Consider the following 23,738-nt stretch of genomic DNA (forward strand, 5'->3'; position numbering starts at 1 on the left):
CAGGGTCTTGTTAATAAAATTCTGCCATTACTATACTTGAGTTGTAAATTTTCTGTCTATATTTGCTGCATGAAAGAGCTTATATCGCATATCGAATTTTTACTGTTACAGCACGAATACGTCATCATTCCCAATATAGGTGGTTTTGTGCTGAACAGAGAACATGCTTATGTGCATGAATCGGGATTTATTATGCCTCCGGTTTTGAGTGTCGGTTTTAATGCCGAACTGAAGTACAACGATGGACTGTTGGCCGAATCGTATATGCAAAAGCACGCTATTTCGTACGATACCGCTTTGGCGCGGATTGATGCGGATGTGAAGCAAATAAAATCGGAACTGACAACCCGGCAAGCCGTATCTTTTGGTCGACTGGGAGCTTTAAAACTAGACGATGGACACATTATATACGAATCCTCGTCTCAAAATGACTTTAATCATCCGGGCGTTTGGGGCTATTCTGCTGTGGAGCTTAAGCCGTTGAGCGATATACTGTCGTCGGCTAATGGCTCGTCGGGGGCTGCATTAAGAATACGCCGCGTGGTTGTGGGCGTGGCTTCTACTGCGGCAGCGGTTGCTTTATGGGCGATGTTTCCATCTATTAACGAGAATCTGTTTCAAGCCATACAGCATTCGGGTTTTTATGTGAATATGAACAATGTGGAACGTGTGGCGAAAAGTATAGAATACAAGTCGCCCGTTTCAACCGAACGGGATGCCATTCTGGACGAATACGCAGGAACTATTGCGGAACGCGGACTCACGCCGGTTGTGGAAGAGCAAGTTCGGGTTGTAGTTGCAGCCGAAGAACTGAAACCGGCGAAAGAATCACCCAAACCGGTCTTCACAAACGTAAAATATTACTATGTAATTGTTGGTGGAGATGTGAACAAAAACAGGGCGAAAAATCTGTTGTCAAATTTTAAGGCCAAAGGATTTAAAAATGCCGCCCTCGTTGAATCGCCCGAAAGATACAGGGTATATGTTGCCATGTTTAAAGACAAAACCGAAGCCGATACGTTTCTGACCCGTTTTCGCGCTAAACACCCCGCTTATCAAGATGCCTGGTTATTTGCAAAATCTACTAAGATGAAGTCTTGAGGGTTTTATAGCTAAAAATATAATTGGCATGGATTTTTTTTTAATCTGTGCCTTTTTTGTTAAATAATAGCCAATTCCCAATTTTTATGGCTCACTAGTAAACCCTGTGTTTAACCTTCGAAATCTAGTCCGTAGGGCTTACATATCAATAGAAAACAGTCTAATCCTCCCTAATATTGTCCGTAGGACATTCACCGTTTCCGTGTATCCCCTACGGGGAAAATGGCGAATCGGAATGCTATTTTTCTATTGATATGGATGTCCTGCGGACAATTGTCGTAAAAATAGATATCGCCCCTTGCGTGGCTTGGCAGGGAAAATTGACCGTCAATCCCTAAATCATGTTTCTCCTGTTCCGTTAGGAACATAATGTTGGTAGAAAACCGCTACACTGCTGGTTTTTGTGCCGTTAGGCACAATATGTTGGTAGAAATGTTGTTGTCATCTTTTTTTCGTGCCGCAGGTACGAAATGTAAAATGGCGTACCTAACGGCACGCTATCAGGATTTAAAATTCCAACTGCAATTTAAGGATTTCCTGTAACTCTTTTACGCCCTCCGATGCTCCTTTTTGGATGAAATGCACCCCTTGCCTGTAGGTTTTTACTTCCTTCGGGTCAATCAGATAGACCGGAACGCCTTCCGGCACATAATTGACGAGCCCTGCTGCCGGATACACATTGAGCGATGTGCCTATAACTACAAAAATATCGGCTTTCCGGGTGATGTTCACGGCTTTGTCCATCATGGGTACCGCTTCGCCAAACCACACGATGAATGGGCGCAACTGTGAGCCTTTTGCGCAGGTGTCGCCGAGCTTGATTTCTATATTATCGGGCGTTAGGGTATATACCAACTGCGGGTCCACCGTGGATTGAACCTTCATCAGCTCGCCATGAAGATGCAGCACCTGGCTGCTGCCTGCTCTTTCGTGCAGGTTGTCGATGTTTTGGGTGATGATGGAGACCTCGAACGCCTCTTCCAATTCCGCCAATCCCTTGTGGCCTTCGTTGGGCCGAACGTTCAGCGTTTCTTTTCGTCTTTTGTTGTAAAATTCGAGAACAAGTTGCGGGTTTCGCCCGAATCCTTCGGGTGTGGCCACATCCTCCACCTTGTATCGGTCCCATAGTCCGCCCGAATCGCGAAATGTGGCAATACCGCTTTCGGCGCTCATGCCGGCGCCGGTTAGTACAACTATATGCTTTTTCATATTTACCGGTTTTTTGTAAGATTTAACAAACTGTAATACAAATGTATCCATTTTAATTTTAAAAAAAGCGCAATCTTAATGCTAAATATGTTACTTTTGCGCAAGATTTTTGTAAAGTATAATTAGAACAGCAAAAGATGGACAAAATAAGTTATGCCTTAGGCTTAAGTATTGGAAACAATTTCATTACTTCGGGTATAAAAAAAGTAGATTTGAAAGATTTCTCGAAAGGGGTTGAGGATGTGCTGAAAGGCGCCGGATTGTCGATGACCTACGATGAGGCGAAAGCGGTTATCAACGATTATTTCACCGAATTGCAGGAAGAACGGTTAATCATTAACCTGAAAGCCGGACAGGAATTTTTGGCGGCCAACAAAAACAACGCCGGTGTGGTAAGCTTGCCGAGCGGACTGCAATATCAAATAATAAAGAAAGGCGAAGGAAAAGTACCCGCAGCCACCGATCAGGTAACAGTGCATTACACCGGTACGCTGATTGACGGAACGGTATTCGACAGCAGTGTGCAACGTGGCTCTCCTGCAAACTTTGGCGTTACGCAAGTGATAAAAGGCTGGGTGGAAGCTTTGCAGCTGATGCCGGTAGGATCGAAATGGAAACTCTTTATTCCCTCCGATCTGGCTTATGGCTCATCGGGCGCAGGCCAGCAAATAGAGCCTAATTCGGCGCTTATATTTGAAGTAGAACTATTGGAAATTATATAAACAAGTAAAATAAAAAATCAAAAAAATGAAAAAAAGACAGATTCTTGCAGTTGCTGCAATAGCAGCTTTGGTCGTATCTTGCGATGGTGGTAGTGTTTCTACTAAACCGTCTTTAAGTACGGATACCGATACTTTGGCTTACGCATACGGCTTGGACGTAGCCGAAAAAGGACTAGGACAATACATCGTTCAGTTGGGTGTTGTTACCGATACAGCTTCGTTCCGTATGGGGTATGAATACAAAATAGAAATAGAAACCGATTCTTTGACGAAAGCCACCTTGCTAAAAGCGCTTCCTGCAAAAATCGACTCCCTGAAAAAAGCGAATGCCAGAAATCTGGATGACTTTATAAAAGGGCTGAACAAAGCGCTTTCGGCAAGTGAAAAAGATGCAGCATACATGAAGGGTATTCAGGTTGGAACTCAATTGCAACAAATGGCAGATGGCCTTTCTACTCACGTGTTTGGCGAAGACTCGAAGGAAAAAATCAACAAGAAAGCCTTACTTTCGGGTATTGTAACTATCTTGAAGAATGAAAAACCTTTGTTTGAAAACTATTCGGCTATTTTTGAATCAAAAATGCACGCAATAGAAGAAGCAAAAGTAAAAGAACAATATGGCGCTGACATCGAAGCCGGAAAAAAATTCATGGAAGAAAATAAAGCAAAAGAAGGTGTGGTTACACTTCCCGACGGACTTCAATACAAAGTGATAACAGAAGGAACAGGTGAAAAACCAACAGCCGGAAGCCAGGTGAAAGTACACTACACAGGTACTTTAATAGACGGAACTGTTTTCGACAGTAGCGTTGAAAGAGGCGAACCTGCCGTATTTGGCGTAAATCAGGTTATCCCGGGCTGGACAGAAGCTTTGCAATTGATGCCCGTAGGCTCGAAATGGTTGGTTTATGTTCCTGCCGAACTCGGTTACGGTTCACAATCACAGGGCGCTATCAAGCCTTACTCTACCTTGATTTTTGAAGTAGAGTTGTTGAGCATCGAAAAATAAATCGTTTAAGATTTTTATGATAAGGAGAGGTTAACCGCAGCCTCTCCTTTCTTTTTGTAAGTAAAAGGTGATTTTTTTTCAAAAAGGCAAGGCAAAAATGAAAAATAAGTTTTATTTTTGATGATAAAAAAATAAAAACGTAAGATATATGGAAAAGATAGATAAATTGGATAAGAAAATTCTGGAGATAATTTCCCAGAATGCACGGATTCCGTTCAAAGATGTTGCCTTGGAATGCGGCGTATCGAGGGCTGCTATTCATCAGCGAGTGCAGCGCATGATTGAGATGAAGATAATCATCGGTTCGGGCTATATCATCAATCCAAAGGTATTAGGCTATAATACATGTACTTACATCGGGGTTAAGCTCGAAAAAGGCTCAATGTACAAAACCGTGATTCCCGAGTTGGATAAAATACCCGAAATAGTAGAATCTCATTTTACAACAGGGCCTTATACCATTCTGGTGAAATTGTATGCACGCGACAATGAACACCTGATGGATTTGCTCAACAACAAAATTCAGGAAATACAGGGTGTTGTGGCTACCGAAACAATGATTTCGCTGAGCCAGGGCGTTAAAAGGCAGATACCCATAACAAAGGGCGAACAGGCAATGGATACTTTACTAAGTTAAACGTACTATTTTCAAAAATCACGTTGTTTTTTTTGCTACTTTTGTGGGCCACACTATTTACAAAGAGAGATGAAAATTAATTTTAAGACAATTATCGGTAATATTTATGTCAAGAACTTGCTCCTGATGGCGCTTGTTGCTGTGGTAATTATTATCGGTATTCTTTTTTGGCTTAATATCTATACAAGACATAATCAGAGCATAAATGTGCCGCCGCTCAAAGGTTTGCAGATTGGAGAGGCGCAAATTATTTTGCAAAGCTCAGGCCTTTCGTGCGAGGTGGTAGATTCGGTTTTTGAAAAGAGAGGTGTTCCGGGTTCCATACTCGAGCAGGTGCCGAAAGAAAATTCCAAGGTGAAAGAGGGGAGGACTATTTATTTGATTGTTCAGGCAAAAGCCGAGCAATTGGTCGCTATTCCCGATCTCACCGATTATTCGCAACGACAAGCCGAAGCGCTGTTGAATGCACTTGGTTTTGCCAATGTCAAAATAGAAGAAGTCCCCTCCGAATATAGAGGATTGGTTCAGTCGGTTGAATATAGGGGCATATCGGTGTATGCCGGGCAAAAAATACCCAAGGGGTCGGTTCTCCGCATGAAAGTTGGGGATGGAAGCAATGGCTTTACGGAATCCGATTCGATAATTGTAGAACTGCCGGATGAAACTGTTTTGAATGATTGATTCATTGGATGATATAGACGATTTGGCGGAGGTTGTTGACCTCCCGGCAGATCAACCCGAAAAATACGAACATTATCGCTTTGTTGCCGACAAAGGACAAGGGCTCCTGAGAATAGACAAATTTCTTACGACCCGCATCGAAGGCATATCGCGAAACAGAATACAAGATGCGGCAGAGGCCGGGTGTATATTGGTTAATGATGTGGCGGTGAAATCGAATTACAGAGTGAAGCCGCTGGACCTTATTTCCATAGTGATGGATCGCCCCCGGAGGGAACTTGAAATAATACCCGAAGATATTCCGCTGGATGTAGTTTATGAAGACGACGATTTGATGGTAATCAATAAACCGGCAGGGCTTGTTGTTCATCCGGGGCACGGTAATTATACCGGAACGATGGTCAATGCCATTGCTTTCAGGCTGAAAGACTCTCCTGAGTATGACGCCAAAGACCCCCGGCTGGGATTGGTTCACCGGATTGATAAAAATACCTCGGGCTTGCTTGTTGTGGCAAAAAACGCCTATGCTAAAACGCATCTGGCATCGCAGTTTTTTCATAAAACAACAAAACGGCAGTATCTGGCGCTCGTTTGGGGACTGGTGGAAGCCGACGAAGGCCGCATTGAAGGCAATATAGGCAGGAGCCTGAAAAACAGGTTGCACATGACCGTCTTCGAGGACGGGGAATTTGGTAAGCCTGCTGTTACAAACTATAAAGTGATAGAGCGTTTGGGCTATGTTACACTGGTGGAATGCCGGCTCGAAACAGGACGAACACACCAGATAAGGGTGCACATGAAGCATATCGGCCATATCCTTTTCAACGACGAAAGGTACGGAGGCAACGAAATACTGAAGGGGACAACCTTTGCCAAATACAAGCAGTTTGTGCAAAATTGTTTTACTATTTGCCCACGGCAGGCTTTACATGCTCGAACATTGGGATTTGTACATCCCCGAACAGGAGAAGAAATGATGTTTGAAGCGCCTGTTCCGGAAGATATGGCGCAGTTAATAGAAAAATGGCGAAAATATATATCAACCAGAGAGAGCTGATTATGAAAAAGAATATTGCAATTGTTTGGGGAGGTTACACTTCCGAAATTGTAGTGTCGGAGAAAAGCATGAAAGGGATTTTTTCGTTCCTTGACAAAACGAAATACAATGTATATAAAGTAAAAATCGACAAGCAGTCGTGGACGGTGGACATGGACGGCGAAACCTACAATGTCGATAAAAATGATTTTAGTTTTGTGGCGGACAAGGAGAAAATAAACCTCGATCTGGCATACATCACCATTCATGGCTCACCCGGCGAGGATGGCCGCCTGCAAGGCTACTTCGATATGCTGGGGATACCCTATTCGTCGTGTGGATTGATGGCCTCGGCGCTCACAATGAACAAATATATCTGTAACAAATACCTGCGGAACTTTGGCATAAAAACGGCTGAATCGCGGCTTCTTAAAAAGGAGGATGTATATACACCCGAAGAAATAGCTGAGGCGTTGAAATTCCCGATGTTCGTAAAACCAAATCTTGGCGGTTCGAGTTTTGCAACAACAAAAGTAAAAGCCTTGGAACAGTTGCAGCCCGCCATTGATGCGGCTTTTGAGGAAGCGAGGGAAGTAATTGTGGAAAGCTTTATACAAGGCAGGGAAGTAACCAGCGGATGTTATAAAATTGGCGGAAGAACAATCGCTCTCCCCTTGACAGAGGTGGTTACATCGAACGACTTTTTCGATTACGATGCCAAATACAACGGGCAGGTAGAAGAAATAACTCCGGCACGGATTGGTGATGAGCAAACGGCTCTGATACAGGCGCAAACCAGCAGGATATATGATTTGATTGGCGCCAAAGGAATTATTCGCGCCGACTATATTATACAAAACGATGTTCCGTTTTTGCTGGAAGTTAACACAACGCCGGGGATGACGCCCACCAGTTTTATCCCGCAGCAGATTAAGTCTGCCGGACTGGATATAACGGAAGTGTTTAGTGAAATTATTGACAACGAATTGGTAAAAATGCTTTAAAATATGGACTCTAAATTTGATGATATTGCTCCTTTGTACGACTACGAAGTAACTGAAACCATAGAAGAACTTCTGGCCGAACCGGGTTTTATGCATGCAATCAAATATGTATTGCCGAACATTAATCAAGAGGATTTTGCGCGGGAAATGCGCAAATATAAAACAAAATACGATTTTCAGGTCGGAATTATATCCCCCTTCATCTGGGGAATAGCCCGCAAAACCTCCACCTCGGTCAATACTACCGGCTGGGAAAATATCGACAGGACGAAACAATACCTTTACATTTCCAATCACAGGGATATAGTCCTCGATGCAGGCATACTGAATATTACCCTTTGCGAGGAAAGAATGAACACCACAGAAATAGCCATCGGCGATAATCTGCTGGTTTTCCCCTGGATAAAAAAGCTCGTTCGCCTCAACAAAAGCTTTATTGTGCAGCGTGGTGTTTCGGTTCGCCAAATGCTCGAAGTCTCCAGGCATTTGTCGGAATACATTCATTATGCCATATTGCAGAAAAAAGAATCGGTGTGGCTGGCGCAGCGCGAAGGACGGGCGAAAGACTCGAACGATAAAACGCAGGAAAGCTTGTTGAAGATGCTGACTTTATTCCCCGAAAGCGGAAACTTTATTGATAAACTGCAAGAATTGGATATTGTCCCCCTGTCCATATCCTACGAATACGACCCATGCGATTACCTGAAAGCCCGTGAGTTTCAGTTGAAACGGGACAATCCCGAGTATAAGAAAACACAGCGGGACGACCTGGTGAATATGGAGACCGGCTTGCTCGGATTCAAGGGAAATGTTCATTTCAGATTTGGCCGGCAAATCAATGGGGAGTTGGAAAAGTTGAGAGATGTTGAACGAAAATTGCAGATAAGCGCCGCAGCAAAATGCATCGACGATGAAATACACTTGAATTATAAGATGTACCCGTGCAACTATATCGCATACGATTTGCTATCTAGGGAAGAGCGCTTTAGAGCCAGATATTCGGATGAGGAAAAGGCGGCTTTTGAAGCGTATCTGCGCAAACAGATTGATAAAATAACGATTCCTGATAAAGATTTTGATTATTTGAGGGAGTGCATGTTGATTATGTATTCAAATACCTTGAAAAATCACCTGACTTTAAAGGGCGAATTATAAACGCATAATTGAAAATATATGTACCGATTTTTTGTTTTTACACTGTTGCTGTCGCTCTCGTTCGGCTGTTATTCGCAGGACCTTTCCAGCTATTTAAAAGGAGCTGTTCACGAAGTGGACGGGAGAGTGGCGTTCTCGAAAACGATAACCACCAACAAGCCTGTTTCGGCAAAAAGGTTGTTCGGGATAATGGAAAAATGGGCTAAGGAAAACTACACAGGCCAGGATAATACGCGAAGAAACAAAGTGGCCTTATCCGATTCGGTAACGAACGATATAGTTTGCCTGGGCGATAAACTGCTCATCTTTAAAAGAACATTTGCCGTTATAGACGAAACAAATATGCTGTATCAGCTGTTCTTTAAGGTCGCCGACAACAAGTGCGATGTAACCGTCAAGAATATAACGTATAAAATTTTTGGCTCGAAGAATAATGAATACGTTCCTGCCGAAGAGATGATTACAGATAAATATGCCCTGAATAAAAAAGGAGACGGTTTTACCCGTAACGCCAAATACAGGGTGCATACCATTGATTCAATCAACAGTATATTTACTTCCGTTGATGTCTATCTGAATGGAAAGAGAGAAATAATTAAGGAAGTAAAAGGAGCTATAGAATGAAAAAATCAAAATTTATGAAACACTGTGCTTTTGTTTTTTTGTTTTTCTTTCCAGTGATGGCTTTTGCGCAAATCGTAAAAACGGATGAGATTTTCACCGATGTTTACACATTTGATGGAAAGGTGGCCTTTCTGAAGGAAATTCAGGTGGGCGATATTCCACGGGATAAGAGTTACTTGGACTTGAAACGCTGGTTCAGACAAAACTATTCGGGCGATCCGTTCAATTCCAGTATAGATTTCAGCAGGAAAAAATACAGCGCTCATGCCGTATCGCGTATCGAACTGCTGCTTCCCGAAAATTCGGAGGGGATAAGCCGGAAGGTGATAATGAAATACACGTTTAACGCCTTTCTTATGAATGGCCTTTGCGTGGTGGAAGTATCGAACATTAGCTACCTGAACAATCCGAAAGTGAATAAAAATACCTTGCCCGACAAGGTAAAGGCCGAGGATATGATAAGCGATTCGGCCTTGTCGGTTGCAGATGCAAATAACGAAATACGGCAAAATACACGGAAAAGTACCTTGTTTTTTCTCAATGAGCTAAGCCTCAGTTTAGAAAAGGCATTGAACAATTGACGGGGCTGTCTCAAAAATCTGTCATCCCGTGCTTGACCCGTATCTCCTAACAATCAAACGATATTTTAGGATGCTCGTTTAACCGGATAGAACAAACAACGTATGGAGATAAAACAAAAATACCCCTTGGGCCTGGCTTTAAGCGGAGGCGGAGCGAAAGGATTTGCTCATCTGGGCGTTATGCAGGCGCTGGAGGAGAAGGGCTTAAGACCGGATATAATTTCGGGAACAAGCGCCGGAGCGTTTGCCGGTGTTTTGTATGCCGATGGCCATTCGCCACAGGAGATTTTGTCGTTCTTCCAACGGAAAAACTTCAAGAATTTTGCGGAATTTTCGATTCCAAAAGGCGGATTGTTTAAGTTGGCTCGCTTTCATTCTTTTCTGGAGGAGCATCTGAGAGCCAGAACTTTTGAAGAACTGAAAATACCCTTGAGGGTGGTTGCCACGGATATTGAACACGGCATTCCGGTTACGTTTGATAAGGGACCTCTTATTCCGGTTATTGTGGCCTCCTGCTCCTATCCGATTGTATTTACGCCAACCGAGATAAATGGAACGCATTACGTTGACGGCGGTCTTTTTAATAATTTTCCGGTATCGGCTATCAGAAAGCAATGCGACAAAGTGGTGGGCGTGAATGTCAGTCCCTTAACTTTGCAAAAATACCGGAACTCGTTGTGGTTCGTCGCCGAAAGGTCGTTTCACTATATGACGGGTGCAAATACCATGGCCGAAAGAACCTTGTGCGATGTTTTGATTGAATCGACCAAACTCTCCAAGTATGCGATGTTTAGCATCGAACACATGGAAGAAATATACGAAATAGGTTATAAAACGGCCAAAAGGAAACTGAATCAGAATATAAACATATTAGAAGGCGTTGTCAGAAAAACGCAATAATTTAATTGTTATTATCCACTAAAAATATGGCAGAAAAACTATTCATCTATCAGCTTCTCCCTCGTTTATTTGGAAATGCAAAGAACGTAAATAAAGAAAATGGTACCATAGAGGAAAACGGCGTAGGGAAGTTTTCTTCGGTTTCGGGCAAAGCGCTATCCGAAATTAAAAAAATGGGATTTACTCATATTTGGTTTACCGGAGTAATAGAACATGCCTCCCAAACTGCTTATCCGGCCTTTGGCATTCCGGGCGATAATCCGGCTGTGGTGAAAGGAAATGCCGGATCGCCTTATGCCATACGCGATTATTATGATGTTTCTCCCGATTTGGCCGATAACATCGAAGACCGTTTGCTTGAGTTTGAGGAGTTGGTTTCGCGCACGCATAAAGCCGGATTGAAGGTTATTATTGATTTTGTGCCGAACCACGTGGCGCGCCAATACCATTCGGATCTAAAACCCCGGAAAGTACAAAACCTGGGAGAGAAAGACGATACCTCGGTTGCTTTCAGCCCCGACAACAATTTCTATTATATCCCCAACAAGCCCTTGGATTTGGAGTTTGCCACGCCGCAGGAGGATGACAGCTATCAGGAATCTCCGGCTAAGGTTACAGGTAATGACCTGTTCGATAATAAAGTACGAATTGGCGACTGGTACGAAACCGTAAAACTGAACTATGGCGTTGATTACCTCGACGAACGGAAGAAATATTTTACACCCAAACCCGATACATGGTATAAGATGCGCGATATTCTGCTCTATTGGGCGGCAAAAGGGGTTGACGGATTCAGGTGCGATATGGCCGAAATGGTGCCTGTTGAATTCTGGAACTGGGTAATAACCCGTGTGAAATCGAAATACAAACAGCTGGTGTTTATTGCGGAGGTATATAACCCGGAAGAATATGGAAATTATACCTATACCGGAAAGTTTGATTACCTGTACGATAAGGTGGGGCTTTACGATGCGCTGAAATCAATTATCTGCGGACATCGACCGGCTTCGGACATCACTTTTTGCTGGCAGAAACTCGAGAACCTGCAACCGCGGATGCTCAATTTTCTGGAAAACCACGATGAACAACGAATTGCGTCCGATTTTTTTGCGGGAAATCCCTTCAAGGCTATTCCCGGTATGATTGCGGCTGTTACTATGAATACAAATCCGACATTGGTTTATGCCGGTCAGGAACTGGGCGAAAGAGGGATGGACAAGGAAGGCTTCAGCGGCATAGACGGACGGACATCCATCTTCGATTATTGGTCGGTGGATTCGTTGAGCAAGTGGTACAACAACGGGAAATTCGGGAACGAACAACTCTCGGAGAGCCAAATAGCCTTACGCAAGTTTTATATTCAGCTGCTGAGCATATCCAATCAGGAAGAAGCGATAACAAAAGGCGGATTTTACGACCTGATGTATGCCAATTACAACAGCTCGCAGTTCGACCCGACAAAGCAGTTTACTTATTTAAGAGCCTACAAAAAAGAATTACTACTTATTGTCGTTAATTTCGATAACAAGGATGTGGATGTGGAGGTCTCAATACCCGGAGCGGCGCTCGACTATTTCAAAATCGACGGTAAAATATTCGATTCGTGCAAAGAATTGTTTTCGGGAAAGAAGCAAAACCTGAAACTTGGGCTGAGAGATAACTTTTTGGCAAAGATTGAAGCAAATTCAGGAAAAATATTCAAATTTTTGTCGGTATAGTTAGCTTATTTGAATTAAATGTTTGTAATTTTGTGGCGAAATCATTAAAAAAAGACAAAGTAAATGGAACAAGACTCCTTTAAAGTTTTTTCGGGAACGAAATCGCGTTATTTAGCTGAGAAAATTTGCAATAGTTTGGGATGCCCCTTGGGCAATATGAACATAGACCGTTTCGCCGATGGCGAATTTTCGGTATCGTATGAGGAGTCGATACGCGGATGCCAGGTTTTTTTAGTGCAATCCACTTTCCCCAATTCCGACAATCTGCTGGAGCTTTTATTGATGATTGATGCTGCCAAAAGGGCTTCGGCTCGTTCCATAGTGGCTGTGATTCCGTATTTTGGCTGGGCCAGGCAAGACCGCAAAGATAAGCCGAGGGTCTCCATCGGCGCCAAGTTGATAGCCGATATGCTAACTGCTGCCGGAATAAACCGTGTAATCACCATGGATTTACACGCCGACCAAATTCAGGGATTTTTCGATGTGCCGGTGGACCACTTGTATGCCTCGGCCATTTTTACCAATTATATAAAATCGCTGGACAGGGAAAACCTGGTGATAGCCACCCCCGATGTGGGCGGTACCAAAAGAGCCAGTTCGTATGCCAAATATTTTGGAATTCCGATGGTTATTTGCTACAAACTGCGCAAGAAAGCGAACGAAATTTCGGAAATGCAAGTAATCGGCGATGTGGAAGGAATGGACGTCCTCCTGGTGGACGACATAGTGGACACTGCCGGAACCATAACCAAAGCCGCCGATTTGATGATGCAAAACGGCGCTCGTTCGGTGAAGGCCATTGCAAGCCACGCCGTGATGTCGGACCCTGCAACTGCCAGAGTAGAGGCCTCGAGTTTGTCGGAAATAATATTTACCGACAGCATACCTTATTATAAAGAATCGACCAAAGTAACCATTTTGTCGATGGCCGATGTTTTTGCCAACGCCATACGAAGGGTTTGCTCCAACGAATCAATCAGTTCGTTGTATGTGCTGTAATATCTGACAAGATTAAGTTATAAGAGAAAGAGGAATCGCCCGGCTTCCTCTTTTTTATGCAGTTTTTTGCACAAAAAGCGGTCAATATTTTGGATATTCGCTAATTAAGAATATTTTTGTAGTTCCGAAGGGAAGATGCTTATTTAATTCTGATACAAATAAAATATGAAAGTTCATCACGAAGGTCGTGGAATCTTAATTACGCTGTTCATTGTACTTGCAATTATTAATGTGCTGGTGGTGTATTTTTATAAAGAATGCGTTCTGACATATTTACTGTTGGCGGTATCTGCGGTAGCGTTTCTATCTGTTTTAAATTTTTTCAGAAGTCCGCTCAGACGCTTTACCGGAGATTCTTCCGATTCGGTTGTTGCTCCGGCAGATGGCAGGATTGTTGCCATTGAGGAGGTTTTTGAACCGGAATATTTTCAAGATAAACGTTTGGTAGTTTCCATATTCATGTCCATATTCAATGTCCATGCCAATTGGTATCCGGTGAATGGGAGGGTGAAACTGAAAAAACATCATAACGGTCGTTTTATGGCCGCCTATCTGCCCAAATCGAGCGCCGAAAACGAACGCTCGACAGTAGTTATTGAACGAACAGACGGCAAAGAGGTGCTTGTCCGCCAGATAGCCGGAGCGGTTGCCCGCCGGATAGTTACTTATCCCGAAGTAGGTGATCAGGCGTACATCAACGACCACTTCGGGTTCATCAAGTTTGGTTCGCGGGTAGATGTATATTTGCCGCTGGGCACAAAGGTGCTGGTTGATATGGATCAGTCGGTTCGCGGAAATCAAACGGTAATAGCAAAACTTCCACTCGAAAAATAATGAAAAAACATATTCCAAACCTGTTTACCTCCCTGAACCTGTTTTCGGGCTGTATTGCCTCTGTAATGGCTTTCGAGGGAAACTACCTGTGGGTGGTAGTTTGGGTTATTATTGCCGCCACATTCGATTTTTTCGATGGCTTTATGGCGCGCTTGCTCAAGGTTCCCTCGCTGATAGGGAAGGAATTGGATTCCTTGGCCGATTTGGTGAGTTTTGGTATGGCGCCAAGCCTTATTGCCTACCGCTTTTTATCGGACAATGTAGCCGTATCCGACTTGGGCTTTTTATCGGTGTTGAATCCCTATATACCTTATGTAGCGTTTCTGCTGGCTGTTTTTTCAGCCTTGCGTTTGGCTAAGTTTAATATCGACGAGAGGCAGGCCACTACTTTTATTGGGCTTCCAACTCCGGCCAATGCGCTTTTTTGGATAAGTCTCTTATATGGAATACACGACCTGTCGTCGAAAGAAACAGCTCCGGTATTCGTGTTTATAATATTGTTTCTTGTTATCGTTTTCTCTTTCCTTTTAGTATCGGAAATTCCGATGTTTTCGTTAAAAATTAAGAGTCTCGGATTGAAGGGAAATGAACTAAGATACATATTAATTGTTTCTATAATACTGGCTCTCGCTTTGGTGGGCGTACTGGGTATGGGCGTAGGCATATTGCTCTATATTGCTCTTTCGATTATAGCCTCACTAAGAGCGAATAAGGCTTAGTCAGGTTTATTGCAAACAAAAAAATAGTTGGTATGTCATTCATATTCTTTTTTCTGTTTATTATTCTGATAATTGTTTCCGCAGTCCTGTCTATTGGGGCTTCATTTCTCCGAATGCTGTTTGGTAAGCCCGGTACCCGGCAAGACAGGGGATACCAACAATACAGCCGGTCGAATCAATCTCAACAAAATCCGGCTCAACACAAAAAAGTTTTCGATAAAAACGAAGGCGAATACGTCGATTACGAAGAAGTAAAGTAAAGGTTTTATTTTCCCCTCCTTTTTGTAATTCATAGATAGCAATCTGTACAGGTTGGGTATTTAATCTTAATTGTTAACCTTTTGGCATTAATTTCGTTTTTCAGGTACAAAAGTGTACAAAATTCTATCTATTGATACGATTTTCCATTGTATTCCCCTCTATGTCGCTGTACATTTGTTACAAAATTTATGTAAAGAACCTTGAAAACACGAATACCCCATAAAGGAAAAACAACTCCAATCCGGTATTTCTGAATGAGTCTGGGGAATCCGGTTACCGGGCTTCTTTTGCTTGCAGTTTCGTGAAAGAGAGGCTGTGAATTTATACAAATGAAAATGAAAGGATGTATGTTATATGAACGTTAAGCGCCTCGAAATGTTTGGTGGCGGGGAGTATTCTGTTAAACACACACATCCTCCATATACATTAATTATACCAAACAATTCATTTTATTTTATTTAATTTAATACCAAATGAAAAATTTAAGAAGAAGTGTTTTTCCAATGTGTAAAGCCAGAAGTTTATTGATGGTTTTGTTCTGTTGTATGTCGGCAATTGTGGTTGCGCAGACTAAAGTTGTTACCGGTACCGTTTTGGACGACAAAAAAGAGTCCATTATTGGCGCCAGTGTTATAGTTAAAGGTTCCAATACCGGAACCGTTACCGACATTGATGGAAAGTTTTCCATTAATGCCAGAAACAATGATGTTTTATTGATAAGTTATATCGGATATGTGGGGCAACAAGTCTCGGTATCGGGTAAAAGCCGTGTCGATGTAACGTTGAAAGAAGATGCTCACATGCTGGACGAAATGGTTGTAATGGGTTATGGTACAGTGAAGAAAGCCAATGTGGTGGGTTCCATTGCCAAAATCGACGAAAAAGCCATCGAAGAACGCCCGATTGGCCGGATTGAACAGGCCTTGCAAGGACAAATGGCAGGGGTAAGCGTCCGGACAACACAAGGAACTCCGGGTGGCGACATTACCATCAGCGTTCGTGGAGCTGCTTCTATTAGCGGCGAAAGTACGCCATTGTATGTTGTGGACGGTGTGCCTATCGACAATTTGTCGGGTATCAATCCCAATGACATTCAGTCAATCGAAATATTGAAGGATGCCGCTTCTGCCGCTATTTATGGTGCGAGGGGCTCTAATGGGGTTGTTCTTGTTTCTACCAAAAGAGGAAAAGTAGGAATTCCTACTATTTCTTTATCAGCTTATACCGCTATCTCGACAGTAGAGAGAAAAGTTGACGTGCTGAATTCCGATGAATGGATTGCATTTAACAAGAAGTATCTGGATAGGGAGTGGCTAAGAAACCACCCCGAACAATCGGCTTCCGCCACTCAGGCCGAACGATTGGCTTTAGCCGAGGCTAACAATGGTAGAACTTACACATCCAGGGCCGATTTATATACCCTCAGAAACTCCTACGGGATATACGATCCATATTGGGGTTCGGATAATATTGACTACATTGATTGGCAGGATGCGATATTCAGGTCGGCGCCAACAAACAATGTTAATATAAACGCATCGGGAGCTACGGACAAAGTTGGCTACTCGGTATCGGCAGGTGTATTGTCGCAGGAAGGTGTGGTAGAAGGTACGTCTTTCGACCGCTATTCGGTACGCGCCAATTTGGAAGCAAAAATGACCGACCGCATTAAAGTGGGATTCAACTTGTCTCCATCCTACGCTTTGAGGAAAGGTATTGAAGTGGGTGGTAAAGATCTTGCCGTAGCTCGTGCTTTGTCGTATCCCGGCATTGTACCAAAGGGAGCCGGTAAAATGGCCGGAGCCGATCCTTACAAATTTTATGACATGTGGGGAACCGGCGCTAATGGAGTAAGCCCTTATGTGCAGGCTACCGCGCCCGACCGGAGAGTAGAAGACGTCAGATTAAGGTCGTCGATGAATATGACCATTGCTATTTTGGATGGTTTATCGGTGAATGGTTTGGTATCGTGGAACTACCGGTCGAACATAGACCGTTCATACAGCCCCACATGGTCGAATGGCTCATGGGATACTTCAACTCCGGGTCAGCGATCTACTTCACGGAAACAAAGTACCGTGCGGCACGAGTTGATGGGACAAGGAATGATTAATTACTCGAAAACATTTGGCGATCACAGTATTGATGCCATGTTGGCTATTTCGGAAGAAAAGAGCACACGGGAAACTTCGGATTCGGGTGAAGGTAACTTCGCAAACGACAAAACCTGGGTGTTTGACAAAACTTCGGGAAAAGACATCAATCAATTGAGTATTGGATACGCGTCGGATGCAATGGTATCTTATTTCGGTCGTGTACAATATGGACTGATGGATAAGTATTTGCTTACTGTTTCTCTTCGTAGGGACGGTTCTTCTAAATTTGGAAAAGACGGGCGTTGGGGATGGTTCCCCTCCGTATCGGGAGCATGGAAAGCCAACGAAGAAGCTTTCCTGAGCAATATAGAATGGTTGGGCACCGCCAAACTAAGAGCTAGCTGGGGGCTTGCCGGTAACGACCGTATTGGTAGCGCTACATTCCTGTCGAACATGAGAGTGGCTAATTATCCGTTTGGAGTAGCGCAAGCTGTGGGCAATGGCTATGTGTTGGCCAATATCGCAAACTCGAATCTGACTTGGGAAAAAACAGGCAGTTACAACTTGGGACTTGATTTGGGCTTCTTGAAAAACAGAATATACATGCAAGCGGATGTGTATTACAAAAAAACCACCGATTTGCTTTTAAGTGCGCCTACATCACTCACCACCGGATTCTCTTCGATGATGGACAATGTTGGAAATGTAGAGAACCGGGGATTTGAATTTGAATTGAATACCGTCAATCTTACCGGTAAATTTAGTTGGAATTCTTCGCTCAATATTTCAATCAACCGGAACGAAATAACAAAATTGGGAATGAATGATAGTGATATAAGAACGGGACAAGGCAGTACAATTATTCAACGAAAAGGCGAAGCCATCAACTCATTCTTCTTGCTCAAGGCCATCGGTGTGCTTCGCGCAGCCGACTTTGAAGCCGACGGCGTAACACCGAAAGAGGGTGTTGCCATCTTCTCGGGACAAAGACCCGGAGATACCAGATACGAGGATATGGCAGAAAATGGCGTAAAAGATGGCAGAATTACAGCTGCCGACTATGTAGTAGCAGGTAATTATCAGCCCGATTTTGAATGGGGTTTCACCAACTCATTTAAGTATAGAGATTTCGATTTGTCGGTTCTGTTACAGGGAAAAGTGGGCGGAGACTTATTGGCAATCGGCTCAAGAGGATGGAACAGGGCAACCGGCGACACAAAATGGAACTACATGTCGCGCTGGTTACACAAAGCTTACTGGTCGGAAGACGAACCGGGAGACGGCAAAACACCGGCATTCTTCTCGGCTGTTACCAGCGAGTACGATACCAACTGGATGTATGACGCCAGTTATGTTCGCATAAAGAACATCACATTGGGATACAATATTCCTGTGAAGAAAGTCTTTAGCAAAGCTCGCGCCTATGTTTCGTGCGATAACGTATATATTTGGGACCATTACGACCCGGGATTCTCTCCTGAAGGCGCAACACAAGATAATGCTTCTTCCGACTGGGGTGCATATCCTCAAGCCAGAACTTTCTCGGTAGGTGTAAACTTAACTTTTTAATCCATTGAATTATGAAAAATCTGAAATTAATAATAGTGCTTTTATCAACCCTTATATGCTCGTCGTGTGTTGACGATTTGGATATAACTCCGGTTGAAAATAATGTGGCTGGTTCGTTTTATACAAGCGAACTGGAAGTAAATCAGGCCGCTATCGGTATTTATTCGAGATTGGGTAAATACGCAACAGGGGCAACCGTGCAAAATGAAGACTTTCCTACAATCTATTATCTGTTGGCTTCCGAAGACCGCTCCGACATCCGTTACTTGGTGGGACAAACTTCGGCTCAGAACGACCAGTTAGAGCTGCGGAAATATTTAATCACACCCAATAGTGGTACCGTATCGAATATATTTTCGCGTTTGTATGCTATGATTTCGGATGCAAATACGCTCTTGGCCAGAACACCCGAAAATGCTTACCTGCGTTACAGAGGTGAAGCTCAGTTCCTGAGAGCATACGCCTATGCCGAATTGGCCAGATCTTTTGGACCGGTGGCATTGGTTACAAAACCTACCGAAAATAGTGTAGCCGTAAAATTACCAAGGGCGTCGTTGGACGATATTTATGCGCAGGTTATAGCCGATTTGCTGGCTGTTTCTGCCAATCCCGAAATGGAAGATGTATATACAGACACTCAAGCCGGACGTGTAGGACGTTTAGCTGCAAAAGCTTTGTTGGGACAAGTGTATATGACCATGTCGGGCTATCCGGTGAATGACCCGAATGCTGCGGCAAATGCTGTGGGAGTGTATGCTCCGATAATAGCTCAGGTGGAAACGCGTTTTGCTGCCAACTATGCGGATATATTCACTTTGCCAAACGAAAACAAATACGATTTGTTCTCGGTGCAGTTTGCATCAGGCGGTCTGAATGTAGGTTCCAGCTTGCCCGGATATATTACCAACTCGGGAGCAGGAGCATCTCCGTTCCCCGACTGGACTTACGCTTCGTATGGCCAACAAGGACAGGATTTGCGTATCGACAGCATATTGGTAAATGAAATGATAGCCAGCAACGACAAACGCTTGTTTGCCAGTGTTGATACCGGCTATTGGGGAAATAGAAGTCATGCAGACGGAACTTGGGTAACAAGGTCTATTTTGACGAAGTTTCTGGAGAAAGACAATACAAGTACGTCAATAAAAGCATGGAACGACTTTCCGCGCAATTTCCCTATCATTCGTCCTGCTGAGGTATTGCTGTACTATGCCGAGGCTTTGATTGCTACCAATCGCGCTACCGATCCCGAAACTGCCAGATTGATTAACAAAGTCAGAGACCGTGCCGGTTTACTTCCATTGAGTCATACGCCAACTTTGGCCGATATTAAGATAGAACGGAAACATGAATTTATTGGTGAAGGGAAACGCTACTTCGACCTGGTTCGCTGGGGAGAAGCCGAAGCTGTGCAGACATTGACTGATTTTGCCAGACATTATCATTCAGCTACCAATGGACAACTGCCGACTAAACGGGACTTGTTGTTGCCGATTCCTCAAAATGAGATGAAAACCAGAACTAACTGGGAAAACAACTTCGGATACAATTAATTTTTATTCAAAATTGTTAAACAAAAACAGAAGACTGCTTCGTAAGAGGCAGTCTTCTGTCTTTTAAAGTCCCCCTGCGGGGGATTAAGGGGCTAAAAAAACGAGGGTGATTTTTTTTAATCACCCTCGTTTTATTCTTATTCGGATAGTTTTATTATCCCTTTTTTACTTTTTTGTAACCATAAACGGCTCTGTTACCAAGTTCTTCTTCGATGCGAAGCAATTGGTTGTATTTAGCCATACGGTCCGAACGGCTAAGCGAACCTGTCTTGATTTGTCCCGAATTGGTTGCAACAGCTATGTCGGCAATTGTAGCGTCTTCGGTTTCGCCCGAGCGGTGAGAAGTTACACTGGTGTAACCTGCACGGTGAGCCATTTCTATGGCGTTCAACGTTTCGGTTAACGAACCGATTTGGTTCACTTTAATCAGGATTGAATTGGCGCAACCCAGTTCGATACCTTTCTTCAGGAAATCGACATTGGTAACAAACAAGTCGTCGCCAACCAGTTGCACTTTGTTGCCGACAGCATCGGTAAGTTGTTTCCAGCCCTCCCAGTCGTTTTCGTCCATACCGTCTTCGATAGAGTCGATAGGATATTTTTCGGTAAGGCCTTTAAGGAATGCAACTTGTTCTGCCGAAGTGCGTTTAGCGCCGTTAGCACCTTCAAATTTACTGTAATCGTAAACCTTGTTTTCTTTGTCGTAGAATTCCGATGAAGCACAGTCAAGGGCAATTGTAACGTCTTTAGCAGGCTCGTATCCGGCAGCTTTAATAGCTTTGATGATAGATTCCAATGCATCTTCGGTGCCATCAAGGGCAGGAGCAAAACCACCTTCGTCGCCTACGGCAGTGCTGAGATTTCGGTCGTGAAGTACTTTTTTCAACGAATGGAACACTTCGGCACCCATTCTCAAGCCTTCTTTGAACGATTCGGCGCCAACAGGGCGAATCATAAATTCCTGAAATGCGATAGGTGCATCGGAGTGAGAACCACCGTTGATGATGTTCATCATGGGTACGGGAAGAACATAGGTGTTAGTTCCGCCGATATAACGGTATAATGGAACGTCAAGGTAATTTGCTGCGGCTTTGGCTACGGCAAGCGAAACTCCGAGGATAGCATTTGCACCAAGCTTTGATTTTGTTGATGTACCATCCAATTCAATCATTTTGTTGTCGATGTCAACCTGATTCAACGCCGACTCGCCAATTAATGTGGGGGCAATTGTTTTGTTTACGTTTTCAACAGCTTTCAAAACACCTTTGCCGCCATACCTTCTTTTGTCTCCGTCTCGAAGTTCAAGCGCTTCATGTTCTCCTGTGGATGCTCCCGAAGGAACTGCCGCACGGCCAAATGCACCGGATTCTAATGTTACATCAACCTCAATGGTTGGATTTCCTCTTGAATCCAGGATTTCACGTGCAAAAATACGTTCGATTCTCATGTCAAATGGTTTTTGTTGGGTTTGTTTATAATGAGTTATTTTATCTTCTTTTTCGCCGCACAAAAGTACCCTTTTTTTTTCTTTTTATGAAATTCTTTCACTTCAAAGAGTGTAAAAAAATAGAAAAAGCTCCCTAATCTCCCGAGGGGGACTAAAGAACCCTGAATATAGGATCAATTCTTGTGGCTGCCCGAAAATATCGAACAAGACGTTTTGAAGCATGATAGAAATGTAAATTCCAGATAATGACCATCTTATGCTAATAAGACAAGCTGTTTCCGGCTGTTTTAAGCGTTTGAGGTTTTATTATTTAAAACAGTCAATGAATTTGTCGGGATTTATTTCAACCGGAAGCAACTTTAGATGTATTGAGAGTCTCTTTTTTCGCTCACTTTCCTCAAATCTCTCCCATTCTATTATTATGCTTATTTATATTAGTAGATTAATTTAATATAAGCTATTCTGTTTATTTTATACAATCAGCATTTTAGTTTATTGTAATATTGTTATTGTCAATTTATTATAAATAATTATAGAAACAGGTATAACTATATTATATAGGTATTTTATCTGGCTTATTTTATCTGTTGATAAGATTGTTGATTATTTTATTATTATATATATTCCTGTTTCTATAATTATAAGTTTAGTTTTGTATATTGTTGAATATCAAATAGTTGAATGGGCGCTACTTTCACTTTCCTTATATTTGTTTTTACAGTTAAAGATTATTATCTTTGAACTGTTTATATGTTGACTTAAACAGCTTATTTTTAGCACGATGAAAGTAAAAGATATATTGCATGTAATTGAACAACTGGCTCCTTTGGCATTGCAGGAAAGTTATGATAACAGTGGCATTCAGGTTGGCGATTCCAATCAGGAGGCGAGGGCGGCGCTATTATGCATTGATGTTACAGAAGATGTTGTAGATGAAGCAATTGCTCTGGGCTGTAACCTGATTATCTCGCATCACCCGCTTGCATTCAGGCCCTTTAAGTCGTTGACAGGGAAAAACTACGTGGAGCGTTGTTTGATAAAGGCCTGCAAACACGATATAGTGATTTATGCGGCACATACAAGTTTAGACAATGCCTGCGATGGCATAAACCGGTATTTGGCTCAGCTGCTGAATCTTCAGCAAATCAGAATTCTTGCCCCCCAGTCCAAGTCGCTGCTGAAGCTGGTAACGTTTGTTCCGTACGGACATGTGTCGGCCCTTAGGGCGGCCTTGTTTAACGCAGGCGCCGGAAATATTGGGAATTATGATTGCTGCAGTTACAGCGCTTCGGGCGAAGGAACATTCAGGGCAGGAGAGGGAGCTAATCCATTTTGTGGCGAAACAGGCGAAATACATACCGAACCCGAATACCGCTTGGAAGTAATTCTCCCCGCCTTCCGAAAAACAGAAGTGATGCAGGCTTTGATTGCCGTTCACCCTTACGAAGAACCGGCTTATGATTTTTATGCTTTAGAAAATGACTGGATACAGGCAGGAAGCGGTGTTGTTGGGTCGTTGCCGGAACCAATGGAAGAAGAAGATTTTTTGTATATACTGAAAGATACCTTGCGCTTAAATGTGCTTCAGCACTCGCGGAATATTGGTAAAATGGTTCAGGATGTGGCCATTTGCAGCGGCAGCGGTTCGTTTCTGATACCACAGGCCATAAAGTATGGCGCCGATATTTTTATTACCGGAGAGGCAAAATACAACGACTATTACGATGTGGAGGACAAAATAATATTGGCAACCGTGGGACATTACGAATCGGAAATTTTCACAAAAGATATATTCTATGATTTGTTATCAAAAAAAATTCCTAACTTTGCGCTGAATAAATCGGGGTACGATGAAAATCCCGTTAAGTATTTGTAAACAGAGA

Annotated in this window: 21 protein-coding genes; 19 read left to right on the forward strand and 2 right to left on the reverse strand. The window is 43.2% G+C overall.

The features are described 5' to 3' along the window. Nucleotides 1-69 precede the first annotated feature (69 nt). Nucleotides 70-1,101, forward strand: a complete 1,032-nt coding sequence (locus ACYPWY_RS07100; protein ID WP_459684742.1) for an HU domain-containing protein — start codon at nt 70-72, stop codon at nt 1,099-1,101. A gap of 507 nt (nt 1,102-1,608) precedes the next feature. Here ACYPWY_RS07100 and ACYPWY_RS07105 read toward each other — a convergent pair. Next, complete coding sequence (locus tag ACYPWY_RS07105; protein ID WP_459684743.1) at nt 1,609-2,310, reverse strand: SIR2 family NAD-dependent protein deacylase; 702 nt, start codon at nt 2,308-2,310, stop codon at nt 1,609-1,611. 137 nt (nt 2,311-2,447) lie between these two features. Here ACYPWY_RS07105 and ACYPWY_RS07110 point away from each other — a divergent pair, with 137 nt between their 5' ends. From ACYPWY_RS07110 to ACYPWY_RS07190, 17 genes are all read left to right on the forward strand, one after another. Continuing rightward, entirely contained in the window at nt 2,448-3,032 is a 585-nt protein-coding gene (locus ACYPWY_RS07110; RefSeq protein WP_459684744.1) for an FKBP-type peptidyl-prolyl cis-trans isomerase, read from the forward strand. Between the two features lie 25 nt (nt 3,033-3,057). After that, entirely contained in the window at nt 3,058-4,041 is a 984-nt protein-coding gene (locus ACYPWY_RS07115; protein WP_459684745.1) for an FKBP-type peptidyl-prolyl cis-trans isomerase, read from the forward strand. Between the two features lie 148 nt (nt 4,042-4,189). Next, entirely contained in the window at nt 4,190-4,678 is a 489-nt protein-coding gene (locus ACYPWY_RS07120) for an Lrp/AsnC family transcriptional regulator (protein ID WP_459684746.1), read from the forward strand. 69 nt (nt 4,679-4,747) lie between these two features. Then, the gene (locus ACYPWY_RS07125; protein ID WP_459684747.1) at nt 4,748-5,359 is read left to right on the forward strand and encodes a PASTA domain-containing protein; all 612 of its coding nucleotides are present in this window, start codon (nt 4,748-4,750) and stop codon (nt 5,357-5,359) included. After that, a complete protein-coding gene (locus ACYPWY_RS07130) occupies nt 5,352-6,416 on the forward strand; it encodes an RluA family pseudouridine synthase (protein WP_459684748.1) in 1,065 nt (354 codons plus the stop codon). The genes ACYPWY_RS07125 and ACYPWY_RS07130 overlap by 8 nt, the downstream gene beginning before the upstream one ends. Before the next feature lie 2 nt (nt 6,417-6,418). Beyond that, entirely contained in the window at nt 6,419-7,399 is a 981-nt protein-coding gene (locus tag ACYPWY_RS07135; RefSeq protein WP_459684749.1) for a D-alanine--D-alanine ligase, read from the forward strand. A 3-nt stretch (nt 7,400-7,402) separates the two neighbouring features. Continuing rightward, nucleotides 7,403-8,554, forward strand: a complete 1,152-nt coding sequence (locus ACYPWY_RS07140; RefSeq protein ID WP_459684750.1) for a 1-acyl-sn-glycerol-3-phosphate acyltransferase — start codon at nt 7,403-7,405, stop codon at nt 8,552-8,554. Between the two features lie 18 nt (nt 8,555-8,572). Continuing rightward, a complete protein-coding gene (locus tag ACYPWY_RS07145) occupies nt 8,573-9,178 on the forward strand; it encodes a DUF4468 domain-containing protein (RefSeq protein ID WP_459684751.1) in 606 nt (201 codons plus the stop codon). Next, complete coding sequence (locus ACYPWY_RS07150) at nt 9,175-9,759, forward strand: DUF4468 domain-containing protein (RefSeq protein ID WP_459684752.1); 585 nt, start codon at nt 9,175-9,177, stop codon at nt 9,757-9,759. Before ACYPWY_RS07145 ends, ACYPWY_RS07150 begins: the two co-directional genes overlap by 4 nt. A gap of 102 nt (nt 9,760-9,861) precedes the next feature. Then, on the forward strand, nt 9,862-10,659 hold the full coding sequence (locus ACYPWY_RS07155) for a patatin-like phospholipase family protein (protein WP_459684753.1): 798 nt from the start codon (nt 9,862-9,864) through the stop codon (nt 10,657-10,659). Between the two features lie 26 nt (nt 10,660-10,685). Continuing rightward, nucleotides 10,686-12,377: an alpha-amylase family glycosyl hydrolase gene (locus ACYPWY_RS07160; protein WP_459684754.1), complete on the forward strand. Its 1,692-nt coding sequence runs from the start codon at nt 10,686-10,688 to the stop codon at nt 12,375-12,377. 63 nt (nt 12,378-12,440) lie between these two features. Continuing rightward, entirely contained in the window at nt 12,441-13,376 is a 936-nt protein-coding gene (locus ACYPWY_RS07165; RefSeq protein ID WP_459684755.1) for a ribose-phosphate pyrophosphokinase, read from the forward strand. A 165-nt stretch (nt 13,377-13,541) separates the two neighbouring features. Beyond that, nucleotides 13,542-14,210, forward strand: coding sequence for a phosphatidylserine decarboxylase family protein (locus ACYPWY_RS07170; protein WP_459684756.1), 669 nt, complete (start codon nt 13,542-13,544; stop codon nt 14,208-14,210). Continuing rightward, nucleotides 14,210-14,929 carry a CDP-alcohol phosphatidyltransferase family protein gene (locus ACYPWY_RS07175; RefSeq protein ID WP_459684757.1) on the forward strand — a complete coding sequence of 240 codons (720 nt, stop codon included), beginning with the start codon at nt 14,210-14,212 and terminating at the stop codon, nt 14,927-14,929. The genes ACYPWY_RS07170 and ACYPWY_RS07175 overlap by 1 nt, the downstream gene beginning before the upstream one ends. A gap of 32 nt (nt 14,930-14,961) precedes the next feature. Continuing rightward, nucleotides 14,962-15,189: a DUF4834 family protein gene (locus ACYPWY_RS07180; protein WP_459684758.1), complete on the forward strand. Its 228-nt coding sequence runs from the start codon at nt 14,962-14,964 to the stop codon at nt 15,187-15,189. 474 nt (nt 15,190-15,663) lie between these two features. Further along, entirely contained in the window at nt 15,664-18,855 is a 3,192-nt protein-coding gene (locus ACYPWY_RS07185; RefSeq protein WP_459684759.1) for a SusC/RagA family TonB-linked outer membrane protein, read from the forward strand. 11 nt (nt 18,856-18,866) lie between these two features. Further along, nucleotides 18,867-20,408 carry a RagB/SusD family nutrient uptake outer membrane protein gene (locus ACYPWY_RS07190; RefSeq protein WP_459684760.1) on the forward strand — a complete coding sequence of 514 codons (1,542 nt, stop codon included), beginning with the start codon at nt 18,867-18,869 and terminating at the stop codon, nt 20,406-20,408. Between the two features lie 154 nt (nt 20,409-20,562). Here ACYPWY_RS07190 and eno read toward each other — a convergent pair whose 3' ends face one another. Continuing rightward, nucleotides 20,563-21,855 (reverse strand): phosphopyruvate hydratase, encoded by a 1,293-nt coding sequence (eno, locus tag ACYPWY_RS07195; RefSeq protein ID WP_459684761.1) that lies wholly within the window; start codon nt 21,853-21,855, stop codon nt 20,563-20,565. Nucleotides 21,856-22,636: 781 nt separating this feature from the next. Here eno and ACYPWY_RS07200 point away from each other — a divergent pair. After that, a complete protein-coding gene (locus ACYPWY_RS07200; protein WP_459684762.1) occupies nt 22,637-23,731 on the forward strand; it encodes a Nif3-like dinuclear metal center hexameric protein in 1,095 nt (364 codons plus the stop codon). The last annotated feature ends 7 nt before the right edge of the window (nt 23,732-23,738 follow it).

The sequence above is a fragment of the Viscerimonas tarda genome (assembly GCF_054601255.1).

Bases quoted from the DNA above. Each gene is read 5' to 3' on its own strand.
- ACYPWY_RS07180 (WP_459684758.1), top strand. From the start codon at position 14,962: ATGTCATTCATATTCTTTTTTCTGTTTATTATTCTGATAATTGTTTCC.
- ACYPWY_RS07110 (WP_459684744.1), top strand. From the start codon at position 2,448: ATGGACAAAATAAGTTATGCCTTAGGCTTAAGTATTGGAAACAATTTC.
- ACYPWY_RS07135 (WP_459684749.1), top strand. From the start codon at position 6,419: ATGAAAAAGAATATTGCAATTGTTTGGGGAGGTTACACTTCCGAAATT.
- ACYPWY_RS07165 (WP_459684755.1), top strand. From the start codon at position 12,441: ATGGAACAAGACTCCTTTAAAGTTTTTTCGGGAACGAAATCGCGTTAT.
- ACYPWY_RS07115 (WP_459684745.1), top strand. From the start codon at position 3,058: ATGAAAAAAAGACAGATTCTTGCAGTTGCTGCAATAGCAGCTTTGGTC.
- ACYPWY_RS07170 (WP_459684756.1), top strand. From the start codon at position 13,542: ATGAAAGTTCATCACGAAGGTCGTGGAATCTTAATTACGCTGTTCATT.
- ACYPWY_RS07125 (WP_459684747.1), top strand. From the start codon at position 4,748: ATGAAAATTAATTTTAAGACAATTATCGGTAATATTTATGTCAAGAAC.
- ACYPWY_RS07120 (WP_459684746.1), top strand. From the start codon at position 4,190: ATGGAAAAGATAGATAAATTGGATAAGAAAATTCTGGAGATAATTTCC.
- ACYPWY_RS07105 (WP_459684743.1), bottom strand. From the start codon at position 2,310: ATGAAAAAGCATATAGTTGTACTAACCGGCGCCGGCATGAGCGCCGAA.
- ACYPWY_RS07160 (WP_459684754.1), top strand. From the start codon at position 10,686: ATGGCAGAAAAACTATTCATCTATCAGCTTCTCCCTCGTTTATTTGGA.
- eno (WP_459684761.1), bottom strand. From the start codon at position 21,855: ATGAGAATCGAACGTATTTTTGCACGTGAAATCCTGGATTCAAGAGGA.
- ACYPWY_RS07155 (WP_459684753.1), top strand. From the start codon at position 9,862: ATGGAGATAAAACAAAAATACCCCTTGGGCCTGGCTTTAAGCGGAGGC.
- ACYPWY_RS07150 (WP_459684752.1), top strand. From the start codon at position 9,175: ATGAAAAAATCAAAATTTATGAAACACTGTGCTTTTGTTTTTTTGTTT.
- ACYPWY_RS07190 (WP_459684760.1), top strand. From the start codon at position 18,867: ATGAAAAATCTGAAATTAATAATAGTGCTTTTATCAACCCTTATATGC.
- ACYPWY_RS07200 (WP_459684762.1), top strand. From the start codon at position 22,637: ATGAAAGTAAAAGATATATTGCATGTAATTGAACAACTGGCTCCTTTG.
- ACYPWY_RS07175 (WP_459684757.1), top strand. From the start codon at position 14,210: ATGAAAAAACATATTCCAAACCTGTTTACCTCCCTGAACCTGTTTTCG.
- ACYPWY_RS07185 (WP_459684759.1), top strand. From the start codon at position 15,664: ATGAAAAATTTAAGAAGAAGTGTTTTTCCAATGTGTAAAGCCAGAAGT.
- ACYPWY_RS07145 (WP_459684751.1), top strand. From the start codon at position 8,573: ATGTACCGATTTTTTGTTTTTACACTGTTGCTGTCGCTCTCGTTCGGC.
- ACYPWY_RS07140 (WP_459684750.1), top strand. From the start codon at position 7,403: ATGGACTCTAAATTTGATGATATTGCTCCTTTGTACGACTACGAAGTA.
- ACYPWY_RS07130 (WP_459684748.1), top strand. From the start codon at position 5,352: ATGATTGATTCATTGGATGATATAGACGATTTGGCGGAGGTTGTTGAC.
- ACYPWY_RS07100 (WP_459684742.1), top strand. From the start codon at position 70: ATGAAAGAGCTTATATCGCATATCGAATTTTTACTGTTACAGCACGAA.